The organism is Niastella vici (assembly GCF_002077945.1).
GTDB classification, from domain to species: Bacteria; Bacteroidota; Bacteroidia; order Chitinophagales; family Chitinophagaceae; genus Niastella; species Niastella vici.
This window is the reverse complement of record NZ_LVYD01000078.1, coordinates 23,404-36,873: the sequence shown is the minus strand read 5'-3', so window position 1 is coordinate 36,873 and position 13,470 is coordinate 23,404. Positions and strand designations below refer to the sequence as shown.

9 protein-coding genes are annotated in these 13,470 nt (G+C 48.1%); 4 read left to right on the top strand and 5 right to left on the bottom strand.

The genetic code is table 11. From position 1 onward, the window contains the following. Nucleotides 1–455: 455 nt before the first annotated feature. The gene (locus A3860_RS32500) at nt 456–2,066 is read right to left on the bottom strand and encodes a SusD/RagB family nutrient-binding outer membrane lipoprotein (protein ID WP_081154693.1); all 1,611 of its coding nucleotides are present in this window, start codon (nt 2,064–2,066) and stop codon (nt 456–458) included. 171 nt (nt 2,067–2,237) lie between these two features. Then, nucleotides 2,238–5,663 (bottom strand): SusC/RagA family TonB-linked outer membrane protein, encoded by a 3,426-nt coding sequence (locus A3860_RS32495; protein ID WP_081154692.1) that lies wholly within the window; start codon nt 5,661–5,663, stop codon nt 2,238–2,240. 51 nt (nt 5,664–5,714) lie between these two features. Between A3860_RS32495 and A3860_RS32490 the strand changes: the two genes are divergently transcribed. After that, on the top strand, nt 5,715–5,954 hold the full coding sequence (locus tag A3860_RS32490) for a hypothetical protein (RefSeq protein ID WP_081154691.1): 240 nt from the start codon (nt 5,715–5,717) through the stop codon (nt 5,952–5,954). Between the two features lie 44 nt (nt 5,955–5,998). Here the strand turns inward: A3860_RS32490 and A3860_RS32485 are convergent, their stop codons facing one another. Continuing rightward, complete coding sequence (locus A3860_RS32485; protein WP_081154690.1) at nt 5,999–7,165, bottom strand: FecR family protein; 1,167 nt, start codon at nt 7,163–7,165, stop codon at nt 5,999–6,001. A 381-nt stretch (nt 7,166–7,546) separates the two neighbouring features. Here A3860_RS32485 and A3860_RS32480 point away from each other — a divergent pair, with 381 nt between their 5' ends. Further along, nucleotides 7,547–7,942 carry an ester cyclase gene (locus tag A3860_RS32480; protein WP_081154689.1) on the top strand — a complete coding sequence of 132 codons (396 nt, stop codon included), beginning with the start codon at nt 7,547–7,549 and terminating at the stop codon, nt 7,940–7,942. 4 nt (nt 7,943–7,946) lie between these two features. On the opposite strand, the gene A3860_RS32475 is transcribed toward A3860_RS32480, so the two are convergent. Both A3860_RS32475 and A3860_RS32470 read right to left on the bottom strand, forming a co-directional pair. Continuing rightward, the gene (locus A3860_RS32475) at nt 7,947–9,029 is read right to left on the bottom strand and encodes a WD40/YVTN/BNR-like repeat-containing protein (protein ID WP_081154688.1); all 1,083 of its coding nucleotides are present in this window, start codon (nt 9,027–9,029) and stop codon (nt 7,947–7,949) included. Between the two features lie 41 nt (nt 9,030–9,070). Continuing rightward, on the bottom strand, nt 9,071–9,343 hold the full coding sequence (locus tag A3860_RS32470; protein WP_081154687.1) for a MoaD/ThiS family protein: 273 nt from the start codon (nt 9,341–9,343) through the stop codon (nt 9,071–9,073). A 223-nt stretch (nt 9,344–9,566) separates the two neighbouring features. Between A3860_RS32470 and A3860_RS32465 the strand changes: the two genes are divergently transcribed. Next, on the top strand, nt 9,567–10,175 hold the full coding sequence (locus A3860_RS32465) for an RNA polymerase sigma factor (RefSeq protein ID WP_158085436.1): 609 nt from the start codon (nt 9,567–9,569) through the stop codon (nt 10,173–10,175). A 520-nt stretch (nt 10,176–10,695) separates the two neighbouring features. Further along, a complete protein-coding gene (locus A3860_RS32460) occupies nt 10,696–13,410 on the top strand; it encodes a TonB-dependent receptor (protein ID WP_081154685.1) in 2,715 nt (904 codons plus the stop codon). The last annotated feature ends 60 nt before the right edge of the window (nt 13,411–13,470 follow it).

Genomic DNA, 13,470 nt, shown 5'->3' with positions numbered 1-13,470 from the left:
ATTTAACCTTCTACGTAGTGGGGAGGGCAGAAAACTGCAAAATCTGCGAGAAATAGTGTTGATATTAGATATTTTATGTAATCGTTGGTCATTTTTGAGGCTTGTATAAAGAGATAAGGAGCAAAAGAGCCCTTCTTCAAACTCTTTTACTCCTTCATCTCTTTGCTTCCGGGAAGCCGGGGATAGACATCAGCATCGAATAAGAGAGACCTTCTTCAAACCCTTTTATTCATATGCCTGCTTGCAGGCAACCCGGCTTTTCCAGAAGCATTCAATAGAAATCTGCAGATGAGCAAAAGAGAACTCCCCTTTAAGCTCTTTTTGCCCGCATTACCCCAGGTAACGGATTGGTTGCAAACTCTCCATTACCGGGGCGATGCCGTCGTAAAACCTCCTTTGATCTACTACTTCGTTTAAATACATTTAATATTTTCTACTTTCTGATCCTTCATTTCCTAAGGTTTATCCCACCACAACCGGGTTCCGCCATTATCCGGTCCGTTCAGCATGGCTGCCGCTCTTTTGGCGCCAAGCGGATTGGTCAGGTATTCATCTGGTGGAAGGTTGACCCGGCGAATAAAGGTGGTGGTAGAGATCTTGCCGCCACTGTTATTGATCACAACCGGGAACAGTTTGGGATAACCTGTTCTGCGGAACTCACTCCAGGCTTCCTGTCCTTCGGGATACATCGCGATCCACTTCTGTGTAATGATCCTTTCCAGCTTTTTCTCAAAGGCATCGCCATCGTTCCATTTAATGGTGATGGTGCTCAGCCAGGGCGAAGCGCTGGTAATATCGTTCTGCCCGGGTGTTACCGCTTTCGGGTCAAGATATTCAGCCGGTTTGCTGGTGGCATCGTTGATATATGTACCGGCATTGTCCAGTGAATACTGGCTGAATGATGTTCTAATGCCATTTTCATAGCTTTCCTGCACCGTTGAACCAACACCGGTCCAGCCACGTAAGGCGGCTTCTGCCTGCAGGAACCATACTTCTGCAGCCGTCATCAATTGAATTTTGCTGGGGAAGGTGGCCAGGGCCGAATAACCCTGGTAGCGGCTCTTGGCATCGATGTTAATCCCGTTGCGAATGCCTTTGTATTTTCCGGATACAGCGGCATCGGTGGCAGTATCAAAATATTTCGGCAAACGTGGGTCTCGGTATCCATTCATGATCGATTCTATGGGCGCGCCCATGCGAATATCGGCCCAGGCTTTGTTGATGGTGTTCAGCGGGTGGGTGGTGGCGCCAATGTCAACGCTGAAATTATCGGCAGCTGTGCTTAACAGCTTGGCCGGGTTGGCCAGGGCTGCTTCGCCTTCTGTTTTTGCTTTGGCCGCATCGGCTTTTACAATGCGCAAGGCCAAACGCAAACGCAATGAATTGGCGAACTGCAACCATTTCATATAACTGCCGCCATACACCAGGTCGGCATTTTTGAAAGTGGGGGTCGATGCTGCCGTACGCAAAGGCGTAAGGATCGCGATCGCTTCGCTCAGGTCTTTAAAGAAATTGGAATAAGCATCCTGCTGGCTGTCGTAATCATAACCGCCGTCAGCTGCCCGTACTTTATATTTTGAATACATGATAGGGCCGAAGATATCGCTCACCCGGTGCATGGCTTCCACCTTCACGATCTTGGCCATGGCATACAGATCGGGTGCTGTTGTTTTAGTGGTCACTTCCACATTCGAGAGGGGGTTCATAACGCTGCCCACTGAACTGGAATAGGCCGGGTTCAATGACCATACGTTCCAGCCATCGACCAGGTCATAGTTCATGTTGTTGCTGTTACCGCGGAATGGCGTTGGCGGCATCATATAACCGCTGTATACATCCGCCATCAGGTTTTGCTGCAGCTGGGTAACCCAGGCCGGCTGGTATACATAAATGGTTTTCTGCGCTTCCTGCAATTGCGCCACTACCAGTCCGTAATCGGGCAACAGATCGTCATTGCTGGCGCCGTATGGGTTGGTATTGTACTCCTTGAAGTTCTTGGTGCAGCCGGTAACCGCGAGGGTTGCCGCAAATGCACCAATAAGAATATATTTATGTGAATTATTCATTTCGATTTTATTTTATGTTATTGTTGCCGGTTACCGGTTACCGGTTACCGGATACCGGGCCGGAAAACCCGGACCGTTTAACTCTTGCCGGGTACCGTGAAATTTAAGCCCTGGTAACTGGGAACTGGCAATCGGTAACTGATTTTTACATGCACCATTCATCACTCACTATTAAAATGAGCATCTAAAGCTCAATCCCATACTCCTCGTGGCAGGCAGTGAAAACACATCGATGCCCTGTAACCCGTTGCCGGTACTCATGCTGAGCTCAGGATCGTACGGCGCCTCTTTTTTAAAGAAGAAAAGGTTGCGTGCCACCAGTGCCAGGCGCATGTCCTTTATAACCTTACTCTTTGAGGGCACTTTGTAACCTACTGACAGCTCACGCAACCGGATGTTGGTGGCATCATACATGTAGTACTCAGTAATGCCTGCACGGCCACCCACGGTTGAATAAAAGGTTTCAGCCGGAATGGCACCTGCCCATTTTCCGCCACTCACTTTGGTAGCGTTGATCGTTACACCACCATTGTTGCGGGCGTCGGCCGTAACTTTCGATACGCCGTATTCATCAAGCACAGCCTGGGTAATGCTCATTACCTTACCACCAAAGCGGCCATCAATAAGCGCCGTTATGATGAAATTGTTCACTTCCACTGTGTTGTTCCAACCAGCCAGGAAATCGGGGTTGGGGTTGCCGAGGAACTTGAAATCGCCGCCTTGCGGTTTACCCGCGTCATCTACCAGTATCGATCCGTCGGCATCACGCAGGAACGATTTGCCGTAAATGTCGCCATACGAACCGCCCTCGCGAATGCGTAAAGAGTAGTTGTTTACCCCGGCCTGGGTGATCTCGTATTGTCCGCCCAGCTCTGGTAACAGCTTAATTACTTTATTGCGGTTACGGGTAAGGTTCAGGGCGCTGTTCCATTTCACATTCCCTTTGCGTAATACATCATATCCTATAGCCGCTTCAATACCCTTGTTTTCGATGTTACCGGCGTTTACAAAGAACCTCGACAGGCCGCTGCCGAGTGGCGCGCTGAATTCGAAGTACTGGTCGCGGGTATTGGTTTTGTACCAGGTGAAATCAAGGCTTAACCGGTTGTTCAGGAATTTCCATTCGGTACCTATTTCATACGAACGGGCATCTTCCGGTTTCAGGTAAGCGCCAAGGTAGGGGCCAACCTGAATGCTGCCGTAATTACCCGAACTGATGGTATTGGTAGGGTAGGTAGAGAACGCTTCCACATCATTACCCACTTTGGCAAAGGAGAAACGCACTTTACCATAATTGATCAGTGCCGGCAGTTTTACCAGGTCGCTCACGATGGTGTTGATACCGGCAGAGAAATACGGATAACCGCTTTTCTCTTTAGGGGTGAACGCCAGGGTCGATGACCAGTCGTTACGGGCCGTAAGGTCAATGAAGATCTTTTCATCCAGGTCGAAAGTGGTAGTGGCAAAGATCGATTGAACCTGGCGGCGCAAACCGGTTGGTTGTGCCACCAATGCCGGGTTAAGGTTCAGGTTGCCGAGTGTAAAGATGTTGGCAAAACGCAGGTCGCTTCCTTTTGAATCAAAGAATACGCGGTCCTGTTGTTGATCATTGATGCTGGTACCCGCGTTAAAGCTGAACCCGATCTTGTCGGTGATGGGCGTATTACCCGAAACGATCACATCGCCATACAACAGGGTACGGGTCAATTTGTCGTAGGTATAACGGCCATTGTAATCGGCCAGCGTTATCTGGGTGCTGGCATATGCTTTTAATTCGTAATTGTCGTAATTGCGGTTCACGCTTCCCCGGGCCTGAATGTTCAGCCATTTGTTAATGGGATACTTCATGGTCAGCGAGGCGAAGAGATTGTCTTTTTTTCCTTCATTGAGGTCGCGGTTCACCACCCAGTAAGGGTTCTGCTGGTTATCTGACCCAACCAGGTCTTTGTCCTGGTTAATATTCCACCAGTTCTGCAAATTGGTGATACGGGTGGGCGACCAGTATTCAAAGTTGTTCTTATACTCGTCGAAGTTGAGGCCCCTTGGGAACAGGTACAAACCGGTAAGCGGGTTATAGTATAAACCTGATGCCGGCCGGTTATGTGTTTTCTGGGTGCTGAAGATGATATTGGCGTCTACATTCAGCTTGTCGTTAAAGAATTTGGAGGTTTGACGGAAGTTGAATGTATGTTGTTTGAATTCATTGGTGGGCAGAATGCCGTTGTTATTTGTGTTGGAATACGAGAAATAAGTTTGCGCCTTCTCGTTACCTGCGGTGAATGCAATGGTATTGATAAATGTTTTACCGGTCTTAAAGAAGGGCTTTACATGATCGGGGTTGGAACCGGCAGGGCCCCAGCTGTAAATATTGTCTTTACCGGTTTGGTTGTACTGGTATTGCAGCTTGGGATAATACATGGGTTTTTCCATGGTAGCGCTGGTACTGAAGTCGACCCTGGAAGTACCTGAACGGCCTTTCTTTGTGGTGATCATGATGACGCCATTGCCAGCCTGGCTTCCATATAACGCAGAAGCAGAGGCGCCTTTCAGCACGGTGAGGCTTTCAATATCTTCCGGGTTCAGGCTGCTAAGCACATCGCCGCCATCGCGGCCGGGGGCATTGATGCCGCCGCTTTCGCCCCAGAGGTTAATGGGTTGTGCCGTTGAAAAATTGGTAAGCGGTACCCCGTCAATAACATACAGGGGCTGGTTTTCGCGGGTTGATTTTTGTCCGCGCAGGATCACCCGCACCGAACCACCCACACCCGATGCACTGGGGTTTATCTGTAAACCGGCCACCTTGCCATTGAGGCTGTTGATGGGGTTCATGTTCTTTACCGTGGTGAGTTCGGCATTATTCACTTTGGTGGCGCTGTAGGTAAGGCTTTTCTGACGGCGTTGAATACCCAGGGCCGTTACCACCAGCTCGCCCAGTTGTTGCGAGTTTACCGATAAAGCAATATGAAGGGGCTTGTCATCTGATACAATTATTTGCCTAGGGGCGAAGCCGATATTGGTAATGATCAGTACATCACCTTTGTTGGCATCTATCGTAAATTCTCCCTCGTTATTGGTGCTGGTGCCTTTGCGGGTGCCTTTCACCTGTACGTTGGCGCCGGCGATTGGTTCGCCCTTCTCATTCACTATTTTTCCTTTTATAGGCACCGGTGGCGGGGCAGGTGTATTGGTGATGGCCGGCAGTTCAATGGCCGACCGCTTTCTGATCACGATCGTATTGCCCTGCATGCTGTATTCGAAAGGAGCACCGGGCAGGCATTGCTGCAGCACATCTTTCACGGGGGCATTCTTTACGTTGATGGTAACGTGTTGGAGCCCCTCAAATAGGTTTTCACAATATACGATCGACACGCCTGTTTGCCTTGATACCGCCTTGAACACCTTTTGAACAGGCACGTTCTTAAGCGACAGGGTTACAGTTTGCCCACTGGTATGGGCAGCTGCGTGCAAGCATGTGACGAAAAGCAGGATCGTGGTTAATTTCATGACCTTAAGCAGTTTGTGCTTTTCCCGGCTGGCTAACCGGGCAGATAATCCGTTCGTATATTTACGCAAACGGATCATTGCAGTTATTTGCATAACTTTGTTTGGTTTGGTGATTGAATAAATGATTCCTCAACAGATTTGTTTATGATTACTGAACCCGCCGTTTCGTCTGGCCACGAAGCGGCATTTTTTTTCTTATTCGCAAAACAACTGGCAATAATGCGTTGGGTGTGGCAACTGCATTTTCAAAATATATGCCTGATTGTTGTTGTTGATGCACTGTTCTCAATTGTTAAAACCCAATGCAACCCCGGCAATCCGGAGCGATGCTGCAACAACCTTCTGCCTATTGCCAATTGTGTCTTGCTTTTTCGTTATCAATGATCGAGTTCCTGTAAAATGCTTCTTTCTTAGCTAACAATTTTTAGCTATCGGATCACTGTAAGCGTTTTTCCTTCAAGCTTAAAATGAACACCATAGTTCTCCAACATCTTAAGAATATTGGAAAGATTCAGGTTACGGCTGATGCGGCCGCCGTAAGTTTCCGAATTGGTTTTTATTTCATAATGGATATCTACGTCATACCACCGGCTTATCTGCCGCATGATCGTTTTTATATCGGTGCTGTCAAATTCGAACCAGCCGTTCTTCCAGGCCATTACCTGGTCTATATCTGGTGAATGGTCAATGGTGAATGGTGAATTAGCTGCAAGTACAGCTTGCTCGCCGGGTTTAAGAATTGCCGATTGCCGATTACCGATTGCCGGTTGGCTTTCCACCTTCACCTTACCTTCTAACAACGTGGTGCGTGTTGCTTCTTCATCATGGTATGCATTCACATTGAAATGCGTGCCCAGCACTTCAATATCCTGCGTGCGGGTTTTTACATGAAATGGTTTTGTTGCGTCTTTCGTGATCTCGAAATATCCTTCGCCATCCAGTTCCACTTCGCGGCTGTTGCCGGTAAATGAGGTGGGGAACCGCAGCGAGCTGGCTGAGTTCAACCATACTTTTGACCCGTCTGCCAGTACCAGCTGATACTGGTTGCCGCGGGCCGTGCTTACAGTATTATATACTATGGCTAACTCGCTTTCTTTTCCCGATGCTTTTGCATAGGAAACCTGCCCGTCTTTATTAATTACGTTTGCCCCTCCTTGTTGGGTTATAGTGCCGTTTGCAGAATCCAGGATGATGGTTTTGCCATCGGCCAGTGTTAATACCGCTGCATCCCGGCCCGGTGGCAGGTCATGGTGCTTCACCTGTGCGGTAACGTTGGGCGGGGGCATTTTGCCAGGTTTATTGAGCAACCAGAAGTAGCCGCCGGCCCCGGTCATTATCAACAATACCGCTGCTGCCGCTGCCATGCGGTAACTTTTTCTTTTTATCGGGATCACGGGTGCTTCGGATGACTGTATACCGGCGGCTATCTGTTGATACATTTCCTCTTTCAATGCTGCTTCCTCCTCGGCCGATAACGCTGTAGCGCCGGCTTTTTCAAGCCGCTGATAATACGCCTCTACCAGTGCTTTTTCTGCCTCGCTGGCAGTACCATCCTGGTATTTGTCCAATATGCTGAAAAATGATTGCTTGTCCATACTTACCTATATATGTACCAGCATCATAGCGCCACCCTACGGAAAGTGGAAAAACTTTTAAAGAAAATTATAACTGCCTTAACCCGAGCCCTGCTAATTTTTTTTGCACATTGGTTGTTGTTGTCTGAAATAGCAATTTTTTGAGCTGTTTCCGTTACAGGCGGAGGAGGTTTGATTTTTAACTTTGTTTAGTAGTAATTGAATCTGAGAGGATATAAGAATATGAAATAAGAGGTAGGAGGTAGGAAGTAAGAAAAGTCTCAATGTCGAAGCTCATAATTGCTATTTGTTATGACCCTGAATTTCGGGTTCTTCATACTTCTTACATCATACTTCCTACTTCGGGCCCCTATTTTCACATAATAACCATCTAAAATAAATATGACTATACAAGAACAGAACAAACAAACCGTCACCCGCTTTAATAAGGAGTTTATTGAGAAAGGTGATCTGAATGCTTTTGAAGAGATAGTGGCAACTGATTTTGTGAACCGCAGCGCCGCCACCTTGAACATTCCGGCCGGTCGCGATGGCATCAAAGATTATATAATAGATGTATTACACAAGGTGCTAAAAGATATCAGTGTGACCATCTTCGACCAGATCGCTGAGGGCGATACCGTGGTTACCCGCAAATCGATCTCGGGTATTCAGGTGGGCGAGTTCTTAAACAAACCGGCCTCCAATGAACGCATCACTATGCATTTGATAGATATCGTTACATTGAAGGACGGAAAATATGTGGAGCACTGGCGCTATGGCCAGGTGGTTAGTTAGTAACTCAATCAGCAAATTGAATGGAGTAAATCATAGGTAAGTAGTTATTGATAACTTCCCAATTCTCCCCCCGGTCGGGCGAGAAGAACAAATTACCGGTGGTGGTGCCAAACACAACGGCATCGCCATCGCTCACCAGGGCATGGCGGTATACGATGTCAAAACAATTCTCCTGGGGCAGGCCCTTGCGTAATTGTTTCCAGGTTTTGCCGCCATCATCGGTGCGGCAAATGAACAATGAATTTTTGACGGCCGTGCGGTTTACATCGCTATCGGCGGGCGCTACCCAGGCCTGGTCGGGATTGTCGTGCGCCACGGCAATGGCAAAACCAAAACGGGCCGGTCCTTCAGGTTCACTGACATCTTCCCAATTGCGTGCGCCATCGGTGCTTCTGAAAATGCCGCAGTGATTCTGCTGCCATAAGGCGTCGGGATTGCTTGGCGCTGCTACCACTATGTGTGGGTCGTGGCCTGTTTCCTGTTTGGGATCGGGGAGAAAATCGGCGCGCAGGCCTTTATTCGTGATTGCCCAGCTTTTGCCGCCATCGTTGGTTTCAAAAACGCCGGCACAGCTGATGCCAATATGAATATGATCGTCGTTACGTGGGTCAACTACAATGGAGTGAATGCCGGGCAGATCGCGGCCGCCGCCAAACCAGCCTTCCTTGCGGGTGGGATGTTTCCACAACGATTCAACGAGCTGAAAGCTGTTGCCTTCATCTTCACTCACAAACAGTCCGCCGGGGTCGGTCCCAATCCATAACCGGGAAGCATGATTGCTGCCGCCATGCGCCATCGACCACAAATAGCGGGTGGTGGCCGGCATGCCGTCTTTTACTTCTTCGCCTTCGGGATACGCCGGTGCAGCCACTTCTTCCCAGGTTTTGCCCCGGTCTTTCGACCGCTGCAATTTCACCCCCCAATGGCCATGGTCCTGGCAGCACCACCAGGTGCCATTTCGCGGATCGGCATAGGCGATGGAAACAGGTACGCCTTCAAAAGAACAATTCTCCATTTTCCATTGGTTGTTCTGAAAGCGATAAGCAATAAATCCTTTGCGTGTTCCTAAAAGAAGTGTTGATTTCATGTAGCTTACTTTTATTGCAATAGTTAATGAACCCATTTTCTTTATCCGCCCGACAGGGCCTGCATAATGTAGATCTCACTGTTTTCCTGGAACGGATCACTTAACGAAGTGCGGTCCTTTATCATGGTGCCGTCAATAAAGATGTTGACGTGCTGCCGCAACCGCCCCTGGTCGTCGAGCACATACCGGGTTACGCCGGGATACCGGGCCTCCATTTCATCGAGTACCGCCCGCAATGTTTTTCCGTTGGTGCTGGTATCGCCCAGCCTGGGGAAAAACCTTTTTAACGCATATGTGAATTTAACGGTGGCCATGGGGACTGTACTGTCTAAGCTACTGAATTATTCAAATAGGGTAGGTAGGCGACCCCCGAAATTTGATAAACCGGGAAACCCATTGGTTGAAGCTGGATTTTAAGCGATTAAAGGAACCATAAAAGCATGCTAAAGCGGGCTGATGCCCCACATATATACAATATAGAAATGTCGCGGGTCATTTTATTTGTGCTTAAATTACAGGCGCCTATGTAACATGCGCATGACCCGGACACCCTTGGATTTACATAATGCACAGGAAGATCTGTCACTGATCAGTCAAATACGATCAGGCGACTATGCCGCTTTTACCCTGCTCTATAATAAATATTGTGGACCCCTTACCCAATACGGTCTCAAGTTCATTCCCGATCTGCCGGCGGTGGAAGATTGTTTGCACGATGTATTTGTGTGGGTTTGGATGAACCGGCAAAAGCTGAACATTCATTCTGCCGTTAAAAGTTATTTGTTCAAATCGGTTCGCACCGCTATGCTGCACTGGCTGCAAAAACAGCACCGGTTACAGCCTTTAAACACCGGCGACGATCCCGCCTATGCGTTCGAATTGCAGCTCACGCCCGAAACGCATTTACTGAATAATGAACAGCGGCGGCTGATACGGCAACAGATCGAGCGCGTGCTGCTCACCCTCACCGCCAAACAAAAAGAGGTTATTTACCTGCGCTATTACGAAGGATTGAATTTTGAAGACATCGCCATCAACATGAACCTTTCGGTAAAAGCCTGTTACAAACTCATGGGCCGGGCCATCACTACACTAAGGGAGAATATTCCCGGGTCGCTGGTGCTATTAATTATATTGTTACACTAAGATGAATGCTGTTCAATTTTTTTGTAGCTTTATTGTCTACGGTTCTACTACATGCTGCGCTTTATTTCTCCTATCCAGGCAGCCATCTTACAGCGACATTATAGCGACCTTATAGTGATATTATAGCGACATTATAGCGATGTTACTTAGGGTTTCCTTTGGGTTTCTGCCGGGTCTTCTTCGGGAAGAAGCTGCTGCACAGGTTATCAGAAGTTTATAATATTGTTTTTCAACCGGCCCGGCACCCGAACGGGGGCGAATTAAACCCGGCGCAAGAGCGAAGTTAACCCGAAACATAGCTGCATACTTTTCAATGACCCTGAGCGTAGGCGAAGGGGCGAGGCATAAAGCATTGAGTGAAGTTGAAACGCGCTAAACTAAATGAAAACTCATTATTTTAATTTTTTTTGAATTCTCGTGGGGTAATTTTTCCCGCTCCTTCCTCATATACAAAACCCGCGCGGTGGTTTTTGATGCGAGAAGCTTGCTTTTCATTGTAAACCATCATTAAATCAGTCACATGAGAAAATTAATGCATGCTATTCAGGTAGTGGCGTTGCTACTGCTATGGACCACTACAGCAACCGCGCAGGGCGTTTTAAAAGGTATGGTGAAGAGTGAAAATGGTGAACCGCTGGCCAATGCTTCCATCATTGTCGGCGGTAACAAAGGCGGTACTTCTACCGATTCAACGGGCGGGTACCGTCTTTCTTTACCAGCTGGTACCTATAAACTGTTTGTTACCAGTGTGGGTTTCAATCCTTATTCACTCAATGTAAAGATCGAAAATGGCACCATTACCCGGGATATCGTACTGCAGTTTGCCGTGGCCGATCTCAGCGAAGTAGTGGTGTCCGTAGGCAGCCGCGCTTCCCAGCGCACCTTCACCACCACGCCATTGCCCGTTGATAATATCAACGCGGCTGAACTGCAAACTTCCGGACAAATATCATTTGATAAAGCTTTGCAATTGCGCGTTCCTTCTTTCAATACCGTAAATACACCGGTAAATGATGCTACTTCTTTGCTCGATCCCTACGAGATCAGGAACATGGGGCCCAGCCGTACGCTGATACTTATCAACGGCAAACGGAAAAATCCCAGCTCGCTGGTGTATATCCAAACATCGCCTGGCCGTGGGGAAACGGGCGCCGACCTGGCCGCCATTCCTACCGAAGCCATCAAACGGGTAGAAATACTCCGGGACGGCGCTTCGGCCCAATATGGTTCCGATGCCATTGCCGGGGTAATGAATGTTATTCTGAAAGACCGGTTCGACTATACCAATTTTAAAATAGCCAGCGGCTTTACCCATAAAGGCGATGGCTTTTCCATTCTTACCAGCCTCAATGGCGGCGCCAATTTCGGCAGCAAGGGATTCCTCAATTATACCATTAATTTTCAGCGGGAGAATAAAACCAACCGCCCGGGCAAGGTAGATGCCGAAGGCGACAATAACGACCTGAGCGACGGCACCAGCACCAGCCTGCAACAGGTACAGGCATTCCTCAACCGTTTTCCTGATGCCAAAAATGTAAATGGTACGCCTACCAATACGGCCGCCAAATTTTTGATAAATGCGGGTATCCCTGTTAGTGAAAACACCACTTTCTACGCCAATGCCGCTTACGTTTATAAAAAAGTGCAGAGCTACGCCAACTATCGCACGCCCTACTGGAAGCAGGATTATGGCTTGCTGCATGCAGCAGGTACCGAATACATCGGTTATGGCCCCACCTTCGAAGGTGACCTGAACGACTATAACGCCACGGTTGGTTTTAAAACGCTTAAGAACGGCTGGATGCATGATATCAGCTTTACCACTGGCGGTAATAAACAATTATACACGGTTGAGAATACTGTGAACCACTCATTGGGCGCCAAGAGCCCCATCCGGTTCAAACCCGGCGGTTATGCCTTCAGTCACGTAGTGGGCAATATTGATATCACCAAAGAGGTGACTGATAAACTGAACGTTGGTTTTGGAAGTGAGTTCCGCAGTGAGAACTTCCAGATCTTTGCCGGCGATACAGCCTCGTATTCCGGCGAAGGCGCCAATTCCTTTCCCGGGGTGAACGAAGTGAATGCCATCAAGGTGAACCGTTTTAACATTGGTGGTTACTTCGATCTGAGCTACGACATTAGTAAGGCGCTGCTGGTGAATGGCACCGTTCGCCAGGAGTATTACAGCGATTTCGGAAGCGCCTTTGTATGGAAAATAAGCAGCCGCGCCAAACTGGCCGGTGACAAGCTTACTTTGCGTTCATCGATCTCAACCGGTTTCAGGGCGCCGAGTTTACACCAGATCAACCTGCAGATAGCGCAACAAAGTTTTGTGCCGGGGCAGGGCATTCAAACAAAAGGTATTGTAAGTAATAAAAGTCCGCAGGCGCATTTGCTGGGCGTACCGGCCCTTAAGCCTGAAAAGTCGGTGAACTTCACCGCAGGTTTTGGGTTGAACCCCACAAAGAACTTCAGTATAACGGTTGATTATTATCACATCGATATCAAAGACCGCATCATCTTAAGTTCAAACATCACCAACACCGCAGCGGGCAATACAGAACTCGATGATGTGTTACGGAACAATGGGATTGTTGGGGTGAGCTTCTTTACCAATGGCATCCGCACCAAAACAGAAGGGATCGATGTGGTGGCCAACTACAAGGGCATTTTGATTGGCAGCACCGGTAAGCTCACGCTCAACTTCGCCGGTAACTATACCCTAAAGAACGAGCTCGATGGCAATGTTACCAACCCCAAGCTCATCAGTGATGCCGGGCAGAGCACTTTTGATTATATACAGGAAGCGCTGCTGTTGACCAGCCGGCCCAAATACAAAGCTGTGCTGGGCGGCGACCTTGTTTTCAATAAATGGAGTTTCAATTTGAACAATACCCTGTTTGGGCCCACCACTTTCCGCAATGATGGACTGGATAAAAACCTGAAACTGGAATTTAAAACCAAAGTGCTTACCGATATCAATATCGGGTACCAGTTCAGTGACCGGGTAAATGCATCAATAGCAGTGAATAATATATTCAATATAACCCCTGAATGGAAACTGAAGGCGCTGAACAGCAATGGTGATGCCATTTTGAGTGATGCGGCGGCAGTGAAAAAGAACATCAATGCCATTACCTTCAATGGCCGCTACAGTATGGTAACATACGACGGATCGCATTTCAGCCAGCTGGGTACAACGTTTCTGTTCACTGTCAATTTTAAATTGTAGATGCTTTTGTTTTCATATTTTTATGAAGTAAGGTGAAAAGAACGAAGTAGGAAGTAAGAA

Coding starts and splice junctions, on each gene's coding strand:
- A3860_RS32495 (WP_081154692.1), bottom strand. CDS start 5,663: ATGCAAATAACTGCAATGATCCGTTTGCGTAAATATACGAACGGATTA.
- A3860_RS32460 (WP_081154685.1), top strand. CDS start 10,696: ATGAGAAAATTAATGCATGCTATTCAGGTAGTGGCGTTGCTACTGCTA.
- A3860_RS32465 (WP_158085436.1), top strand. CDS start 9,567: ATGACCCGGACACCCTTGGATTTACATAATGCACAGGAAGATCTGTCA.
- A3860_RS32480 (WP_081154689.1), top strand. CDS start 7,547: ATGACTATACAAGAACAGAACAAACAAACCGTCACCCGCTTTAATAAG.
- A3860_RS32500 (WP_081154693.1), bottom strand. CDS start 2,066: ATGAATAATTCACATAAATATATTCTTATTGGTGCATTTGCGGCAACC.
- A3860_RS32485 (WP_081154690.1), bottom strand. CDS start 7,165: ATGGACAAGCAATCATTTTTCAGCATATTGGACAAATACCAGGATGGT.
- A3860_RS32475 (WP_081154688.1), bottom strand. CDS start 9,029: ATGAAATCAACACTTCTTTTAGGAACACGCAAAGGATTTATTGCTTAT.
- A3860_RS32490 (WP_081154691.1), top strand. CDS start 5,715: ATGATTACTGAACCCGCCGTTTCGTCTGGCCACGAAGCGGCATTTTTT.
- A3860_RS32470 (WP_081154687.1), bottom strand. CDS start 9,343: ATGGCCACCGTTAAATTCACATATGCGTTAAAAAGGTTTTTCCCCAGG.